The organism is Sphingomonas sp. HT-1 (assembly GCF_048568905.1).
GTDB lineage: Bacteria > Pseudomonadota > Alphaproteobacteria > Sphingomonadales > Sphingomonadaceae > Sphingomonas.
The window spans coordinates 1,038,935-1,054,926 of sequence record NZ_CP183770.1; the positions used below are offsets into that span (position 1 = coordinate 1,038,935).

Annotated in this window: 15 protein-coding genes; 3 read left to right on the forward strand and 12 right to left on the reverse strand. The window is 65.0% G+C overall.

Annotation, left to right across the window (positions count from 1 at the left end; all coding sequences use genetic code 11):
- The first annotated feature begins 50 nt into the window (after positions 1 to 50).
- Entirely contained in the window at positions 51 to 1,373 is a 1,323-nt protein-coding gene (locus ACNFJ7_RS04965) for an MFS transporter (RefSeq protein ID WP_019369479.1), read from the forward strand.
- Positions 1,370 to 2,290, forward strand: coding sequence for a cysteine synthase A (gene cysK / locus ACNFJ7_RS04970; RefSeq protein WP_058805435.1), 921 nt, complete (start codon positions 1,370 to 1,372; stop codon positions 2,288 to 2,290). The genes ACNFJ7_RS04965 and cysK overlap by 4 nt, the downstream gene beginning before the upstream one ends.
- 137 nt (positions 2,291 to 2,427) lie before the next feature.
- On the opposite strand, the gene ACNFJ7_RS04975 is transcribed toward cysK, so the two are convergent.
- Both ACNFJ7_RS04975 and ACNFJ7_RS04980 read right to left on the reverse strand, forming a co-directional pair.
- Positions 2,428 to 3,063, reverse strand: coding sequence for an OmpA family protein (locus tag ACNFJ7_RS04975; RefSeq protein WP_058805434.1), 636 nt, complete (start codon positions 3,061 to 3,063; stop codon positions 2,428 to 2,430).
- Complete coding sequence (locus tag ACNFJ7_RS04980) at positions 3,060 to 4,874, reverse strand: cation:proton antiporter (protein ID WP_019369482.1); 1,815 nt, start codon at positions 4,872 to 4,874, stop codon at positions 3,060 to 3,062. Before ACNFJ7_RS04980 ends, ACNFJ7_RS04975 begins: the two co-directional genes overlap by 4 nt.
- 154 nt (positions 4,875 to 5,028) lie before the next feature.
- Here ACNFJ7_RS04980 and ACNFJ7_RS04985 point away from each other — a divergent pair, with 154 nt between their 5' ends.
- On the forward strand, positions 5,029 to 6,390 hold the full coding sequence (locus tag ACNFJ7_RS04985) for a cell wall hydrolase (protein ID WP_082664434.1): 1,362 nt from the start codon (positions 5,029 to 5,031) through the stop codon (positions 6,388 to 6,390).
- Here ACNFJ7_RS04985 and ACNFJ7_RS04990 read toward each other — a convergent pair.
- From ACNFJ7_RS04990 to ACNFJ7_RS05035, 10 genes are all read right to left on the reverse strand, one after another.
- Positions 6,387 to 8,189: an acyl-CoA dehydrogenase C-terminal domain-containing protein gene (locus ACNFJ7_RS04990; RefSeq protein WP_019369484.1), complete on the reverse strand. Its 1,803-nt coding sequence runs from the start codon at positions 8,187 to 8,189 to the stop codon at positions 6,387 to 6,389. The two genes, ACNFJ7_RS04985 and ACNFJ7_RS04990, sit on opposite strands and share 4 nt — an antisense overlap.
- Positions 8,190 to 8,215: 26 nt before the next feature.
- Complete coding sequence (locus ACNFJ7_RS04995) at positions 8,216 to 8,644, reverse strand: MerR family transcriptional regulator (RefSeq protein ID WP_010544964.1); 429 nt, start codon at positions 8,642 to 8,644, stop codon at positions 8,216 to 8,218.
- Between the two features lie 111 nt (positions 8,645 to 8,755).
- The gene (locus tag ACNFJ7_RS05000) at positions 8,756 to 9,253 is read right to left on the reverse strand and encodes a hypothetical protein (protein ID WP_019369485.1); all 498 of its coding nucleotides are present in this window, start codon (positions 9,251 to 9,253) and stop codon (positions 8,756 to 8,758) included.
- The gene (hisI, locus tag ACNFJ7_RS05005; protein WP_019369486.1) at positions 9,250 to 9,612 is read right to left on the reverse strand and encodes a phosphoribosyl-AMP cyclohydrolase; all 363 of its coding nucleotides are present in this window, start codon (positions 9,610 to 9,612) and stop codon (positions 9,250 to 9,252) included. The genes ACNFJ7_RS05000 and hisI overlap by 4 nt, the downstream gene beginning before the upstream one ends.
- Before the next feature lie 104 nt (positions 9,613 to 9,716).
- The gene (locus ACNFJ7_RS05010; RefSeq protein ID WP_019369487.1) at positions 9,717 to 9,965 is read right to left on the reverse strand and encodes a DUF7218 family protein; all 249 of its coding nucleotides are present in this window, start codon (positions 9,963 to 9,965) and stop codon (positions 9,717 to 9,719) included.
- 102 nt (positions 9,966 to 10,067) lie between these two features.
- Entirely contained in the window at positions 10,068 to 11,276 is a 1,209-nt protein-coding gene (manD, locus tag ACNFJ7_RS05015; protein ID WP_019369488.1) for a D-mannonate dehydratase ManD, read from the reverse strand.
- A gap of 118 nt (positions 11,277 to 11,394) precedes the next feature.
- Positions 11,395 to 12,966 (reverse strand): GH39 family glycosyl hydrolase, encoded by a 1,572-nt coding sequence (locus ACNFJ7_RS05020; protein ID WP_019369489.1) that lies wholly within the window; start codon positions 12,964 to 12,966, stop codon positions 11,395 to 11,397.
- A gap of 115 nt (positions 12,967 to 13,081) precedes the next feature.
- Positions 13,082 to 13,879, reverse strand: a complete 798-nt coding sequence (locus ACNFJ7_RS05025) for an SDR family NAD(P)-dependent oxidoreductase (RefSeq protein WP_019369490.1) — start codon at positions 13,877 to 13,879, stop codon at positions 13,082 to 13,084.
- Positions 13,879 to 14,895 (reverse strand): phosphotransferase family protein, encoded by a 1,017-nt coding sequence (locus ACNFJ7_RS05030; RefSeq protein ID WP_019369491.1) that lies wholly within the window; start codon positions 14,893 to 14,895, stop codon positions 13,879 to 13,881. The genes ACNFJ7_RS05025 and ACNFJ7_RS05030 overlap by 1 nt, the downstream gene beginning before the upstream one ends.
- The gene (locus ACNFJ7_RS05035) at positions 14,892 to 15,977 is read right to left on the reverse strand and encodes a Zn-dependent alcohol dehydrogenase (protein WP_026009137.1); all 1,086 of its coding nucleotides are present in this window, start codon (positions 15,975 to 15,977) and stop codon (positions 14,892 to 14,894) included. The genes ACNFJ7_RS05030 and ACNFJ7_RS05035 overlap by 4 nt, the downstream gene beginning before the upstream one ends.
- Positions 15,978 to 15,992: the final 15 nt, after the last annotated feature.

Sequence of the window (15,992 nt, forward strand, 5' to 3'; positions counted from 1 at the left end):
CAAACCATTCGATGATTGCGCGGCGAGCACCTGCGGGCCAAGAGCGCCGCATGGCTCAACATCCTTTCGCCATCGGCAATTTTCGCGCTTATTTCGTCGCCCGGCTCGCCGCCACGCTCGGGCAGATGGCGATGGTGATCGTGATCGGCTGGCAGGTGTATGACATTGCCCGTCGTTCGATGGGCATCAAGGAAGCGGCGTTTCAGCTCGGGATGATCGGCGTCGCGCAGTTCCTGCCGCTGCTGTTCCTGTCGCTGTTCGCCGGATGGGTGGCGGATCGGATCGATCGCCGCTGGATCGCACGCGCGGCAGTTGCGCTGGAGGCGTTTTGCGCGCTTGCGCTCGCATGGCTGACGTGGCGGCACACCATCACCCTGCCCTATTTGTTCGGCATCGCGGCGCTGCTCGGCGTCGCTCGCGCCTTTGCCAGCCCGGCACTGGGGGCGCTCGCGCCCAATCTGGTGCCGAAAGCGATCCTGCCGACTGCGATCGCGCTCAGCTCGCTTGCCTGGCAGACCGGAACGGTGATCGGGCCTGCAATGGGCGGCTATCTCTATGCCGCCGAGTCATGGCTTGCGTATGCCGTTTCGGGCGGGCTGTTTCTCGTCTCGCTGCTCATGCTGTTCCTGATCGGGCCGATCCCGACCGCCGCCCGCAAGTTCACCGGCAGCCCCTGGGCGCAGATGATCGACGGCCTCCGCTATGTCCGTCGCAACCGGCTGGTATTGGGCGCGATCTCGCTCGACCTGTTCGCGGTGCTGCTCGGCGGCGCGACGGCGATGCTGCCGGTCTATGCCCGCGACATCCTGCAGGTGGGATCGGAGGGCCTGGGGCACCTTCGCGCGGCCCCTGCGTTGGGTGCGGTGGTGACGGCCCTGTTCTTCTCGTGGCGCCCGCTCAGGACCAATGTGGGCGTGAAGATGCTGGTCGCGGTCGCCTTGTTCGGCCTGGCGACGGTGGTGTTCGGCGCCGCCGCACCGCTGCTGGTGCCGGTGCTCGGTCCCAAGGCGGTCGGCACCGACCTTTCGCCCGCGGTGCTGATCTCGCTGGCGGCTCTGTTCGTGCTGGGCGCGGCCGACATGGTCTCGGTGTATGTCCGCCAGTCGCTGATCCAGCTCTACACGCCGGACGAGATGCGCGGCCGCGTCGGCGCGGTCTCCACTTTGTTCATTTCCGGCTCCAACGAGCTGGGCGAGGCCGAAAGCGGCTTCCTCGCCGCGCTGATCGGCCCGGTTGCCGCGGTGATCGGCGGCGGCGTCGGCGCGATCCTTGTCACGGTCCTGTGGTCGAAGCTATTCCCTGAGCTCAAGCGGGCTCGAACCTTCGATCCCCCGGCCACCCTCGAAGTTCCTCCCAAGGAGATGACGACATGAAGGCCAATTCGATCCTCGAGACGATCGGCAACACGCCGCACGTCCGCATCAACAAGCTGTTCCCCGGCGCCGAAGTGTGGATCAAGTCCGAGCGCGCCAACCCCGGCGGCTCGATCAAGGACCGCATCGCGCTGGCGATGGTCGAGGCGGCCGAGAAGGACGGCAGCCTCCAGCCCGGCGGCACGATCGTCGAGCCTACCAGCGGCAACACCGGCGTCGGCCTGGCGATGGTCGCAGCGGTGAAGGGCTACAAGCTGATCCTGGTGATGCCCGAGAGCATGTCGCTCGAACGCCGTCGGCTGATGCTCGCCTATGGCGCCACCTTCGATCTCACCCCGCGCGAAAAGGGCATGAAGGGCGCGATCGAGCGCGCGCTGGAAATCGTCGAGAGCACCCCCGGCGCCTGGATGCCGCAGCAGTTCGAAAACGCTGCGAACATCGACGTCCATGTGCGTACCACTGCACAGGAAATCTTGAACGATTTCCGCGACACGCCGATCGACGTCATCATCACCGGCGTCGGCACCGGCGGGCACATCACCGGCGTCGCCGAGGCGCTGAAGAAGGAATGGCCGAACCTCAAGGTGTTTGCGGTGGAGCCCGAACTGTCGCCGGTGATCTCGGGCGGCCAGCCGGGTCCGCATCCGATCCAGGGCATCGGCGCCGGCTTCGTGCCGAAGAACCTGCACACCGACGCGATCGACGGGGTGATCAAGGTCGATGCCGCGGTCGCAAAGGACATGGCGCGCCGCTCGGCCGCCGAAGAGGGTATGCTGGTCGGCATCTCCTCGGGCGGTACGCTCGCCGCGATCCTGCAGAAGCTGCCCGACCTGCCCGACGGCGTCCGCGTGCTCGGCTTCAACTATGATACCGGCGAGCGCTATCTCAGCGTGCCGGACTTCCTGCCCGAGAGCTGATCAGAGGTGGAAGGCGCTGCCCCTCCACCGACATCCCGGCGAAAGCCGGGATCGATTGGCTTCAACGGCGCGGCTCCTGCCGAACCGGAGGAGATGAATGGATCCCGGCTTTTGCAGGGATGACAGCGTGTTAGGGCCTATTTCTGGGACTTGGGATCAACCGCCGGAGCCTCGGCGGTTCCGTTGTCGGCTGGAGCAGTCGGCGTCTCCGCAGCGACAGGCAGCGCGACCTGCACCTCCACCCGCCGGTTCTTCGCCCGCGCCTCGGGATCGTCGCTGCCGTCCGTTTTGGCGTTCGGCACCAGCGCGCGGGTCTCGCCGAACGCGATCACCGTCATTCGCTCGGCCGGCACGCCCTTCGATAGCAGATAGTCGCGCACCGCCTCGGCCCGCTTGCGCGAGGCAATGAGGTTGTCCCGGTCATTGCCGCGCGTGTCGGTGTGGCCGCCGATCGTGATCGTACCGCCTGCGGCGGTCGTCGGATTCGCCAGCATCTCGTCGAGCAGCTTGCGTCCAGCATCATCCAGCTTCAGCCCCGATCCGCCGAAGGGCACCACAACTTCCAGCGGCTTGAGCTCGGCCTTCTTCGGCTCGTCCGGTACCACCTCCGGGCGCAGGATCGATTTGGGCGCCTCGGCAGCGCTGTTGTTCGCCAGCGCATCATCCTCGACGAAAATGCTCCTGTTCTCCGCCGCGGCATTGTCGCCCGGCGCCTCGCGGGCGTCACAGCCCGCCAGCACCCCCAGGAGCGCCAGCATCGCCCATCTGCTCATGCAACCTCCTCCTGAAGCCGTCGCGCCGGCATGGGGGGCACGTACGAGATGATCGTGTCGCCGGGCTGCGGCGTCGGCCGGCTGGCGTGCGAGAAGAAGCGGAGCATTCCGCTCTTGCGCACCAGCAGCAGCATGTCGGCAGCATCGGGCAGGTCCGCCTTGGCGGCGTCGAAATCGAACTGCTCGGTCAGGCGGGTCTTGCGGAAGCTCCAGCCCTCGCGATCGCGTTCGACGATTTCCTCGACACCGTGGCCGCTGGTAAACAACGCGCGCCCGCGCAGCGATTCCGGCAGGGCGCGAGCATCCTCGTCATCGCCGCCGCTGCCGAGCTGGTAGACATTGTCGCGGCCCATCTCATGCGCGAATTCGTTGCAGACGAGCGCGTTGTACGCCTCGTTGTCGCTGGTCGCGGCGAGCACCTGGAACTGCGACATGTCCAGCCGATCCTCGGTAGCTTCTGCCAGGATCTCGCCATGGTAAGTGGGAATTCCGATCTGCCTGGCCGGCCGGAGCCGCTGCCAGCTCGTGTCGCAGATCGTTACCGGCACTTCGAGCTGGCGCAACTGCTCCGCCAACGCCAAGCTCCATGGCGTACCGCCCACGATCAGCAGGCCGCGATCCGTCGCGCCCGTAACTTTGAGCAAGCGTGCGACCGGCCCGATCGAGAAGCCGTGCGCGACGATGGTTACGACGACCACGGCGAAGGAGAGAGTCACCAGGATCGAGCCGTCGCTATAGCCGAGCTTGTCCAAACGTAGCGCGAAGAGCCCCGAAATAGCCACTGCAACGATACCGCGCGGCGCGATCCAGGCGACCAGCAGTCGCTCGTTCCATGGTACGCGCGTGAAGGCGAGGCTCGCCAATACGGTGATCGGCCGCACGAGGAACAAGAGTGCCGCAAGGAAGGCGAGAAACCGCCATTCGAACTGACGCAGCACCTCGAAATCGAGCGAGGCTGACAGCAGCACGAACACGCCCGAGATCAGCAGGACGGTGACGTTCTCCTTGAACGGATGGATATCCCGCAGCGAATCGAGCCGCATATTGGCAAGCGCCACGCCCATCACCGTCACCGTGAGCAGCCCGGTTTCCTGCTTGATCAGGTTCGAACCGACGAACACGCCGATCACCGCGACCAGCAACACCGGCGCTTTCAGGTATTCGGGGACATGGCCGCGCGGAAATGCCCAGCCGATCGCCTTGGCAGCAAGCCAGCCGATCAGACCCGCAACGATGCTGGCAGCGAGCAGCGACAGGAATACGCTGGCGAGTGTCCCGCCATCGCCCACACGACGCAGATATTCATAGGTGATCAGGCCGCACAGTGCGCCGATCGGATCGTTGACGATCGCTTCCCACTTCAGGATCGCCCGTGGCCTCGCCGCGACATTGCTCTGGCGCAGCAGCGGCAGGACCACGGTGGGGCCGGTGACGACCAGAATGCCGGCGAACAGCGTCGCGACAGGCCACACCAGCCCAGCAGCATAATAGAGCGCGAGGGTACCCAACGCCCAGCCAATCGGCACGCCCAGGAAGACCAGCCGGGTCACTGCGCCATCGGTGCGCCGCAGCTCGCGGAAGTTGAGGCTGAGGCCGCCTTCAAAGAGGATCAGCGCCACTGCGATCGAGACGATCGGCTCCAGCAGTTCGCCGAATACGCGCTCGGGGACGATCAGCCCGGTGACCGGCCCTGCCAGCACCCCGGCGACGAGCATCAGTGCGATGGCAGGCCAACCTGTACGCCAGGCGATCCACTGCGCGCCGATGCCGAGCGCACCGATCAGCGCGATGACGAGCGCGGGTTGATGCATTCGGAGAAAATACCTTCCTTCACGCGCCAAGACGATGCGCGCCCCATCGCAATACGGCTGCGACACTGGATCGGTTCCGTTTCAGTTGCGGACGAAATCCGGGCTGTTCCCACCTTTGCCGCTTTGGGATAAGGCCGGCCACCTTCGATCGAGAATGCCACAACCGCCTGTGCCGCCTGATAACCCCACCACCCCGCTTGCCTCCTGGCTCCGCCTGGTTCTCGGCATCGTCACGCTCGCCGCCCTGGTGGTGCCGACGCTGCTGGTGCTCAATGCGCCCGGCGTGCCGCACCGTCCGCGTCGCGTGCCCCCCGTCGTGCTGCCAGCGCGAGTCGTGCCCAAGGAGGAGCTGCCGCCGGTAGAGCCGGTCGCGATCGCCAATCTTGCGCCGGAAGATGCGCGGGCGTTCAACGCCTCGATACCCATATCCACCGCGCCGAACCCGGCGGCTCGCCCTTTCCATCTCACTGGCAGCGCGGCAAGCCAGGAACGCGCAGTCGACTGCCTCGCTGCCGCCGAGATATATGAAGCCGGCGACGACGCGCTGGGCGAGCGGGCGGTAGCGCAGGTGGTTATCAACCGCGTACGCCATCCGGCTTTCCCCAAGACGGTCTGCGGCGTGGTGTTTCAGGGATCGGAGCGGAGCACCGGCTGCCAGTTCACCTTCACCTGTGACGGCGCACTCGCCCGCTGGTCGCCCACCCCCATCGCCTGGACCCGCGCCCGGGAGATTGCCCGCATGGCGCTGCGCGGCGCAGTGTTCCGCCCCGTGGGGCACGCCACTCACTATCACACCGATTGGGTCGTGCCCTATTGGAGCGCCAGCCTCGACAAGATCGTCGCGCTCCACACCCATCTGTTCTTCCGTTGGGCCGGCTGGTGGGGCACGCCGCCCGCCTTCAACCGCGCCTATATCGCCGACGAACCGAACATCGCGCTGCTCGCGAAACTTTCCCCCGCGCATCAAGGTTCGGCGGATGCAGTCGTCGGTGCTGCCGGGAATCCCGGTGCGACCGGGCTGCTGTTCGACGTGCAGAAGGCGGCCGCCGCAATCCCGGCCACTGACGTGCCGGCAGCGGTTGCCGGGGATCAGAACGTGTTCCTCGTCACGCTTTCCGAGGACATGCTTCCCGATCTCTACCCTGCGCTTGCGCTGCGCACCTGCGGCGACCGCCCGTATTGCAAGTTCATGGCCTGGCTCGATCCGGCGAAAAAACCGGCGCGGCTTCCGCCCACCGGTGAACAGGCAGCGGCGATGGCATTCAGCTATTTGCGCGACACGCGGGTGCAATATGTAAAGGCGCTGTGGAACTGTGATCAGTTTCGCCGTCCCAGCCCCGCCCAGTGCATGCGCCGGCAGCCGCCGCCCGCACCGGTTGCCACGCTGGCACCAGCGCCGAGAGCCGAGCCCGCGCCGCTCGACGGCGTACGGCGCAAGGCGCCTCCCGCACAGAACAAGGCCGGCGCAGCGGCTCCCGCTGCGCCGGCCTCGCAACTGCCCGCAAGCAGCGATTAGGCGGCCTTGAACATCTCCGGGTCGAGCGCCATCACCGCTTCGCTACCCGCCTCGATCTTGCGGCGCAGGCCGCTCGCATCGGGGAGGAACCGCTCGGCATAGAAGCGCGCGGTGACCAGCTTGGCCTCGAGGAAGGCGACATCCTCGGCGCCCTGCGCCAGCGCCTCGCTCGCGGCCTTGGCCATGCGCAGCCACATCAGGCCCAGCGCCACCGTGCCGGTCAGTTGCATGTAGGGATAGGCACCCGCGCCGACCTCGTTCGGGTTCTTGAAGCCGTTCTGCGCCAGCCACATCGTCGCACCCTGGAGATGCCCCAGCGCCTTCTCCAGTGCCTCGGCAAAGCCCGCAAGCTTCGCATCCCCCTTGGCCGCGGCGACTTCCTCGCTCACGACACGGAAGAAGGCCTGCACCGCCCGGCCACCGTTCAGCGCCAGCTTGCGGCCGACCAGGTCCATCGCCTGTACGCCGTTGGTGCCTTCGTAGATCATCGCGATGCGGGCATCGCGGACATACTGCTCCATGCCCCATTCGGCGATATAGCCATGGCCGCCATAGACCTGCTGGCAATCGGTCGCGACCTTGTAGCCGATATCGGTGCCGACGCCCTTGATCACCGGGGTTAGCAGGCCGATCAGGTCGCCGGCGAGCTGGCGCTCCTCCTCGGTTGCGGCGGCATGTTCCATGTCGACCTGGAGCGCCCCCCACAGGCACAAAGCGCGTAGTCCCTCGATCTGCGCCTTGGCTTCCATCAGCATGCGGCGGACGTCCGGGTGAACAAACAGCGTGTCCGCCTTCTCGGCCGGCTCCTTCGGACCGGTGAGCGCGCGGCCCTGACGGCGGTCGCCGGCATATTGGACGGCGTTCTGCATCGCGACTTCGGCGATGCCGAGGCCCTGCAGGCCGACACCCAGCCGCGCGGCGTTCATCATGATGAACATCGCGGCGAGACCCTTCATCTCCTCGCCGACGAGCCAGCCGGTGGCGCCGTCATAGTTCATCACGCAGGTCGAGTTGGCATGGATGCCCATCTTGTGCTCGATCGAGCCGCAGCTCACGCCGTTGCGCGCGCCGAGCGAGCCGTCGTCGTTGACCAGGAACTTGGGCACCACGAACAGCGAGATGCCCTTGGTGCTGTCCGGCGCGCCCGGGGTCTTGGCCAGCACCAGATGGATGATGTTGCTGGTCAGGTCGTGCTCGCCCGACGAGATGAAGATCTTGGTGCCGGTGATGCTGTAGGAGCCGTCCGGATTGGGCTCGGCCTTGGTCTTGATGAGGCCCAGATCGGTGCCGCACTGCGGCTCGGTCAGGTTCATCGTGCCGCCCCATTCGCCCGAGACCATCTTCGGGACGTACTTGGCCTTCTGCTCCTCCGAGCCCTTGACCAGCAGCGCGGCGATCGCGCCATGGGTCAGGCCCGGATACATGGCAAAGGCCATGTTCGAGGCGATCATATATTCCTCGAACGCGGTCGCCACGACATGCGGCATCGCCTGGCCGCCATACTCGGCCGGCGCGCTGAGCGTGCCCCAGCCGCTTTCGACGAACTGCTGATAGGCTTGCTTGAAGCCGTCCGGCGTGGTCACGCTGCCATCGGGGTGGCGGGTGCAGCCCTGCTGGTCGCCGCTATGATTGATCGGGAACAGCACCTCGGCGACGAACTTGCCGCCTTCCTCCAGCACCGCGTCGACCACGTCGGGCGTCGCTGCCTGGAAGTGCGGCAGGTTGGTGTAGCGATCGAGCCCGATGACCCGATCCAGAATGAAGCGCGTGTCGCGCACAGGGGCGGTAAACTGCGGCATTTCAGGTTCCTCAGCGTTCGTTGTTCTTAGTGCTCGTTGTCTTTGCTTTTGATCAGGTCGACGAACTGCGCGAGCTCGGCGATATGCGCATCGATGTCCCGCTTCTGCGCTTCGAGATGGCGGATGCGGTCCATGCACCGCTCCAGCGTCACCTGGCGCTGGACGCGCCGGCCGTCGCCAAGATCGTAGAGATCGATCATCTCCTTGATCTCGCCCAGGCTGAAGCCGACGCGCTTGCCGCGCAGGATCCAGGCGAGCCGGGCGCGGTCGCGGTGCGTGTAGATGCGCTGGGTGCCCCGCCGCTCGGGCGAAATCAGCCCCTCGTCCTCATAGAAGCGTAGCGCGCGCGGCGTAACGCCGAACTCGGCACACAAGTCGGAAATCGAGAAGGCGTCGCGGTCGGGACGCGGTTCGATCGGCGCCAGGGCCTCGATCGGAAAGGCAGCAGCGGTCATGCTGCTTTTGTAGTTTCCCTTTACGTGAACGTCAAGTGTGCACCGCTAAATCATGCCCGGTGGTTGCACGTCTTCGAGACACCCCCCGATGCAGCGGCATCTATCAGACGGTCACTCTTCGCAAAGGGGTTGCCCTTTTGCATCGCGCATCGCTCGTGCCTCGGCCATCGACTCGCCTAGCCGGGTGAACTGCGCGCCTGCGAGCCCTGCCCTGCCCGTGCAAAGCCGCGCGCACGGTGCCGGCACCGCCCCCGGCAGGGCGAGGTGATCGCCATCGTAACGGGCGGTGAAGCGGCAGGCGTCGGCGGATCCGAGTATCAATTCCAGCCCGTCGGCAGTGCGCCGCACCGACCCCGTCGCGCGGCAGCCATTCGCCGCGTCATAATCGATGACGATGCCGACCCGGTTCGCCTTCGCCGAAGGGAGGATGCAAAGCCTGTCGGGCCCGCGGGCAAATGCGCCGAAAATCGCGCGGTTCTGCGGATCGCGCACCAGCCCGCGTTCGATGGCTGCCGTTTCCAAATCGGGCGAGACAGCGGACGTCGGACCGGTGGTAGGCCCGCCGCATCCGGCAAGTCCCAGCAGCAGCGCCAGAACGCGCCGCTTCATGCGTCGCGCACCAGCGCTCCCTTCTCGATCCGGCGGTAGAAGCAGCTCAGAGCGCCCGTGTGGCAGGCTGGGCCGTGCGGCTCGACGCGGAGCCACACCGCATCCTGATCGCAGTCGATCCGTGCCTCGACAAGGTTAAGAAAATGCCCCGAAGTCTCGCCTTTGGTCCACAACCGGCCGCGGCTGCGCGACCAGAATGTGGCCCTGCCCGTCGACAGCGTCACCGCCAGCGCCTCGGCATTCATATGCGCGAGCATCAGCACCTCGCCGGTGCTGGCATGAGTAGCGACGGCGGTGATCAGGCCGTTGGCGTCATATTTCGGGTCGAGCGTGGCGCCCGTTTCACGGATATCGGTCACCAGGCAGCCTTAGCGGAATCGGCCGAAGACGTCATCTCCTGATACGACCGGAACCGCAAGCGACAGGTCAGGCTCCGCCTCTTCCGAAGCTGCGAGAGACGATCTCAGTGGTTGCGAATCGCCTTCACCAGCGCCGCCTTGTCCTTGCTCGAACGCCCCTCGATACCGATTTCCTTCGCCTCGTCGTACAGCTCGGCCTTGCTACGCTGCTCGAGCTTGCCGCCGCCGGCGTCGAGGGAACCATTCGCCTGCGCATTAGCGATCCGCGCCGCCTTCTCTTTCGAGGCGCCTTCCTTCCGCAGCTTCTCGTACACTGCGTCGTTCTTGATCTGCGAACCGTGGTCCTTCGCCATGTTTCGTCTCCCACTTAAAGGGAAGGTAACCGGCGAATCGGGAAAATGGTCCTTCGCGGAACGTGGCGCCCCGGACCAGCAGGTCCAGGGCGCATGCGGGACTTACCAGTTCCACATCGTCCCGTCTTCCAGACGAGCGACCGGCAGATAGGCCGGCTTGTAGGGATATTTCGCCGCCAGTTCCTCGTCGATATCCACACCGTGGCCCGGCGCCTCGCCGCAGAACAGATAGCCCTTGTCGAAGTGATAATCGTGCGGGAACACTTCATCGGTTTCTTCGGAGTGGCGCATATATTCTTGAATGCCGAAGTTCGGCACCCAGGTATCGAAGTGAAGCGCGCAGCCCATCGTCACCGGCGACAAATCGGTGGCACCGTGGCAACCGGTGCGCACCTGATACAGGCTGGCCAGATCGGCGAGGCGACGCAGATGCGTCAGACCGCCGGCGCCCACCACGGTGGCGCGCAGATAGTCGATCAGCTGGTTCTGGATCAGGTCCTTGGCATCCCAGATCGTGTTGAAGATCTCGCCCACGGCCAGCGGGGTCACGGTGTGCTGGCGAATCAGCTTGAACGCTTCCTGATTTTCGGCTGGCGTCACGTCTTCCAGCCAGAAGAGTTGATAGGGCTCGAGCATCTTGCCCAGATTCGCGGCTTCCTGCGGCGTATAGCGGTGGTGGCCGTCGTGCAGCAGATGATGGTCGAAGCCATAGGTGACGCGCAGCTTGTCGAACAGCTTGGGTACATAGTTGAGCGCCTTGCGCGTGTCCCAGCCCGTGACGGAAGGGAGCGCAGCATCGGCGGGCTCATAGTAGAGCGTGCCGCGGCCGACGCCATATGCGTCCTTGATGCCGGGCACGCCGGTCTGGGCGCGGATCGCCTTATAGCCCATGTCGATATACTGGCCGACCGCGTCCACGGTCTGCTCGATATCTGCGCCATTGGCATGACCATAGACCATCACGCCATCGCGGCTACGGCCGCCTAGCAGCTGGTATACGGGCATGCCCGCCATCTTGCCCTTGATGTCCCACAGCGCCATGTCGACCGCGGCAATCGCGCGCATGGTCACCGGCCCGCGACGCCAATAGGCACCGCGATACAGATACTGCCAGATATCTTCGATCCGCCGCGGATCCATCCCGATCAGGCAGGGTATCACATGATCTTCGAGGTAGGAGACGACCGCCAGCTCTCGGCCATTCAGCGTCCCGTCGCCAATGCCATAGACGCCCTGGTCCGTTTGGATCTTCAGCGTGACGAAATTGCGGCCCGGGCAGGTCACGATGACCTTGGCCGAAACGATCTTCATGGAACAACCCCTGCTAGCAAATCGATCGCAAAGGCCTGACCAATCGCAAAGCGGATGTCAATAGCGCGCAAATTGGCCAGACCGACATCTACCTTAGCTGGATCTGCCTAAGCATTTATCAACGCGCAGGCTCGATCGTCACCAGCGCAATGTCGTTGGTGGCCAGCGGCAAGCGATAGGCAAGCGTACCACGTCGATCAACGGTTACCACCCGTTCGACTTCGGGCGTGTCGCGCGTCAGGCTCTGAAGCTGGCTGACTTGCCCGGCGCTCAACGACTTGGGCATGCCCAGGTCGATATAAGCGGAATAGGCGTCATTGTGGCGATAGCCGGTGCGATTCACCCGCAACCGATAGCGGCCTGGCGCAAGCCCGGAGACGGTAAGTGCCGCGGGTGCCTCTGCTTTGGCCGGGACGATCCGCGTATAGTAGGGCCGGTTGCTTACGGGCTGCACCGGCTGATGCCAGTCCCACACTAGCGCCACGACCCGTCCACCATCCTTGGCGGCTAGGCTGTAGGTATCGCCGGTCGCCAGCGCCTGCCCACGCAGCGCGTTAAGATATTTGTAGGCGAACCAGGCCGGCTTGCGGATGCCTTCACGGTTCATCAGCCCGAAGCCGCCATGGAAAGGCGTGGGCGGTGGGCCGGGTTCTTCGAACAGATCAGTATAGGTCCAGTAGCTCATCGCCTGCACCGAACCCTGCACTGCCTTGAGCTTAGTAAGGATATAGGGCGCGCTAACGTAGCTGTCGTGCACCGCATCGCGCGGCGTATAGCTCGTGCTCCATTCCGTGAAGTAAAGCGGCAGCTTCGGGAACGGCGACGCGGCGATCTCGCGCCGCACTTTCAGCACGTCGCCGACGATGGCATACGGGCTGGGCGAGAGCTTGGTATCCTGCTCCCCCTTCTCGTCCAGAAAGCCGCCGTCGACGCCATAGGTATGCGTGGTGACGAAATCGACCGGCACCTTGTTTGCGGCGACGTGCGCCAGAAATTCCGGCACCCAGGCCGCGCCCGCGGTTGATGGGCCGCCGACCTGCAGCGCTGGATCGACCGCCTTCAGCGTCTTGGCGGTAACATCGTACAGCTCGAAATAGGCTTTCTGATCCGCCTTCTCCCAGAAGCCGTCCAGGTTCGGCTCGTTCCACACTTCGAATGGCCAGGTCCGGACTTCGGCGGCGCCATAGCGCTGGATCAGGTGGCGCGCGAACGAATCGATCAGATCGCGCCAAGGCCCCAGCTTCGGATGCGAGGTGTTGCCTTTCCAATAGAAGATACTGTTGTCCGAAGTCTTGAGCGCCTCCGGCGTGAAACCGAGTTCGACGAACGGCTTGATCTTCTTCGCGAGCAGATCATCGTACAGGCCATCGATGCCGCTCCAGTCATATACGATCGTGCCGTCCGGCTGCCGGCGCACCGTCTTCAGAACGTCGTGGAAGATTGCGTGGAAGCGGATCATGCGGAACCCAAGTTCCGGAACTGCCATCGCCAGCTGCGCCTGACTGTCCGGCCGTGCGAGCGTACCGGGAAAATCCGATCCGATCGAAAGATCGAAGAATCGATCCACCGGCCCCTGCGGCTTGGCAGCGTCCAACCGAATGGTACGCACGCCGGTTGCCGGCTGCGCCAGTGCCGGTGTCGTGCCAACCAAAGCAATGGCAAGCGCGATCCCCGCATGATTGTTGCGCATTCCATTCCTCTCCATGGTGCCTGATTGCACGTTAGCGCTACCAGCGTAGCGTCGTTTGCATGGGTAAAACAACCCTGACACTGCTGAAGATCACGCTCACGGATTTCGACAAGGTTCAGAATGCAGCTTTGCCAAACTCCTGGCGGGTTACCGGATGGCTGGAGGAGAGCCCGCCATCCACCACGATCGCTTGCCCGTTGACATAGGAGGCTGCGTCGGATGCGAGGAACACCGCCACTGCGGCGATCTCTTCAGGGACGCCTGCCCGGCGCAGCGGATTGAGCTGGCCCAGCCTGTCCTCCCTGCCGCGTTCGCGCGCATATGTGAAGGCGCGCTCGGTCATGCCGGTCTCGATCAGCCCGGGGCAGATCGCGTTCACCCGCACGCCGGAGGTGGCGAGTTGCTGCGCCGCCGTCTGGACCAGATTGATGACGCCTGCTTTCGACGCCGAATAGGGCGTACCTCCCGCTCCGGAGCGAAGCCCCGCAACGCTGGCAGTGCACAAGATCGCACCCCCGCCCCGCGCGACGATGCGCGGTGCCGCGTGCTTGATCGCCAGTGCCGGGCCGATCAAGTTGACGCGCAAAACCTCGGTCCAAAGCTCTACCGTCGAGTCGAGGATACCCGCGGTCCCCCCGGATATTCCGGCATTGGCGTAGAAGACGTCGATGCCGCCGAAGCGATCGCATGCCGCCTCCACCAGTTGCTGCACGGCCGCTTCGTCGCCGGCATCGATCTGGATAGCCAGCGCCTGCGCCAATCCCGCCACCGTTTCGTGGACGCCTTCTGCACAGTCGGCAGCGACCACGCTGGCACCTTGCGCAGCGAACGCGCGCACCGTGGCCCGGCCGATTCCCGATGCGGCCCCAGTAACCACCACGACCTTGCCCGAAAAAGCCGATGCTTGCTCCATCATGCCCCCGCCTTCCGCGCGAAATGCCAAGCCGCGGCGGCAAGGCCCGGCAGTCGTTCCACCGTGGCCGCCGCCTGCGCGCTGGAGGCGTTGCCATCGATCATACGTTTCTTGATGCCCTGAACGATGCCGGCGAGCCGGAAGAAGTTATAGGCGAAGTACCAGTCGAGATCGGGCACCCCGTCGCGCCCCGTGGCCACGCAATAGCGGTCGACCACCGCCGCCATTGTTGGGATTCCGCTTTCTTCACCGGCCAGCCCCTTCACCCCCGAGCGGCCCTCCGGTTCGGTAACCCAGTTCATCAGAAAATAGGAAAAATCGGCTAGCGGATCGCCAAGGGTCGACAATTCCCAATCCAGCACGGCGAGAACCTGCGGGCGATCGGCGGCGAACATGACATTGTCAATCCGATAGTCGCCATGCACGATGCTGGTGCGCGTCTGCTCCGGCGCGGTGCGCGGCAGGAACTCGATCAGCCCATCCATTTCCGGCAGCTCATCGGTCTGACTTGCACGATATTGGCGAGTCCAACGTTCGACCTGCCGTGCGAAATAGTTGCCGGGCCGACCATAGTCTCCCAGGCCCACCCTGCCAGGATCGATGCCGTGCAGCTGCGCCAGCGTGTCGACCAGCGCATTGTAGAGTGCGGTGCGCTCATCCGGCGCCATGTCGGGCAACGCCCCGTCCCACAACGTCCGCCCTTCCACCATTTCCATCACGTAGAAGGGCGAACCGATCACCTGTATATCTTCGCACAGCGCGAACGGGCGTGCGACGGGAAACCCCGCCGGGTGCAGGGCCGAAATCAATCGATATTCACGATCTACCGCATGCGCCGAGGCCAGGATCGGGCCGAACGGCTTGCGCCGCAGCACATAGGCGCCGCTCGCCGCATCTACGCGATAGGTGGGGTTGCTTTGTCCTCCGGGAAACTTGGCGGCACGGATTGGCCCGGAAAAGCCTGGGATCTGCGCCTCGCACCAGGCGCAGAGACGGATTTCGTCGAGGTCACTCATAGGAATTCGATCACCGATCGGACGCTGTGGCCGTCCCGCAGCTTGTCCAGCGCCGCATTCACCTCCGGCAATCGGATCCGCTCCGCCACCATCGTGTCGAGATCGAGCACGCCGTCCAGATACATCTGCACCAACCGTGGAATATCGATCGGGAAGCGCGTGCTGCCTAGCAGCGAACCCTGGATCTTCTTGCCAGTGAGGAAACTGGGGCCCGGCAGGTGCACATTCTGGCCGGGCGCGATCATGCCCAAGATCGTCGCGGTGCCGCCCCGCCGCAGGATCTGCCAGGCGAGTTCTGCCGAGGAGGGTCTTCCCACCGCCTCGATCGCATAGTGCACGCCGCCGCCGGTAAGGCCGAGCACCTGTTTGGCGATGCCCTCCGTGGTAGGGTCCAAGGCGTCGGTGGCTCCCATTTTAAGCGCCAGCGCGCGCTTTTCCGGCACCGGATCCAGCGCGAAGATCCGCCCTGCCCCGGCAATCCGCGCGGCATTGACCGCCGCCAGGCCGATGCCGCCGGCGCCGATCACCGCCACGCTTTCTCCCGCCCGGACGCGGCTGTCGTTGAAGATCGACCCGGCGCCGGTGATCACCGCGCATCCCAGCAGCGCAGCGCGATCCAGCGGCATGTCCCGGCTGATTGCGACGCAGGCGTTTTCATGGACGAGCATCATTTCGGCGAAGGCCGAAAGGTTTAGGAAGGGCGCCAAAGGCGTGCCGCTCGCCAGCCGCAGCCGCGGCTCCGCATCGGCGGAGCGACGCGTCGAAGGGTCGACGCAAAGCGACGGCCGGCCGGTTATGCACGCCTCGCATGCCCCGCAGAACGCCGTCAGGAAGGTGATAACATGGTCCCCCGGGCGGAGGCGGGTCACGTCCGATCCCACAGCTTCCACGATCCCGGCCGCTTCGTGCCCGGGTACCGTCGGCACCGGATGCGGGAAGGCACCATCGACGAAATGGAGATCGGACCGGCAGACTCCCACCGCGGCGGTGCGGATCAGCACCTCGCGCGCGCCGGGCTTGGCAACCAGCACCTCCTCGATCATCAATGGCGTTTTCGCCTCGTGCAGCACGGCAGCCTTCATCGTAGCCTCCGCAAG

Excerpts from the sequence above, each read along its gene's own strand:
- ACNFJ7_RS04965 (WP_019369479.1), top strand. The coding sequence starts at position 51 with ATGGCTCAACATCCTTTCGCCATCGGCAATTTTCGCGCTTATTTCGTC.
- cysK (WP_058805435.1), top strand. The coding sequence starts at position 1,370 with ATGAAGGCCAATTCGATCCTCGAGACGATCGGCAACACGCCGCACGTC.
- ACNFJ7_RS04975 (WP_058805434.1), bottom strand. The coding sequence starts at position 3,063 with ATGAGCAGATGGGCGATGCTGGCGCTCCTGGGGGTGCTGGCGGGCTGT.
- ACNFJ7_RS04980 (WP_019369482.1), bottom strand. The coding sequence starts at position 4,874 with ATGCATCAACCCGCGCTCGTCATCGCGCTGATCGGTGCGCTCGGCATC.
- ACNFJ7_RS04985 (WP_082664434.1), top strand. The coding sequence starts at position 5,029 with ATGCCACAACCGCCTGTGCCGCCTGATAACCCCACCACCCCGCTTGCC.
- ACNFJ7_RS04990 (WP_019369484.1), bottom strand. The coding sequence starts at position 8,189 with ATGCCGCAGTTTACCGCCCCTGTGCGCGACACGCGCTTCATTCTGGAT.
- ACNFJ7_RS04995 (WP_010544964.1), bottom strand. The coding sequence starts at position 8,644 with ATGACCGCTGCTGCCTTTCCGATCGAGGCCCTGGCGCCGATCGAACCG.
- ACNFJ7_RS05000 (WP_019369485.1), bottom strand. The coding sequence starts at position 9,253 with ATGAAGCGGCGCGTTCTGGCGCTGCTGCTGGGACTTGCCGGATGCGGC.
- ACNFJ7_RS05010 (WP_019369487.1), bottom strand. The coding sequence starts at position 9,965 with ATGGCGAAGGACCACGGTTCGCAGATCAAGAACGACGCAGTGTACGAG.
- manD (WP_019369488.1), bottom strand. The coding sequence starts at position 11,276 with ATGAAGATCGTTTCGGCCAAGGTCATCGTGACCTGCCCGGGCCGCAAT.
- ACNFJ7_RS05020 (WP_019369489.1), bottom strand. The coding sequence starts at position 12,966 with ATGCGCAACAATCATGCGGGGATCGCGCTTGCCATTGCTTTGGTTGGC.
- ACNFJ7_RS05025 (WP_019369490.1), bottom strand. The coding sequence starts at position 13,879 with ATGGAGCAAGCATCGGCTTTTTCGGGCAAGGTCGTGGTGGTTACTGGG.
- ACNFJ7_RS05030 (WP_019369491.1), bottom strand. The coding sequence starts at position 14,895 with ATGAGTGACCTCGACGAAATCCGTCTCTGCGCCTGGTGCGAGGCGCAG.
- ACNFJ7_RS05035 (WP_026009137.1), bottom strand. The coding sequence starts at position 15,977 with ATGAAGGCTGCCGTGCTGCACGAGGCGAAAACGCCATTGATGATCGAG.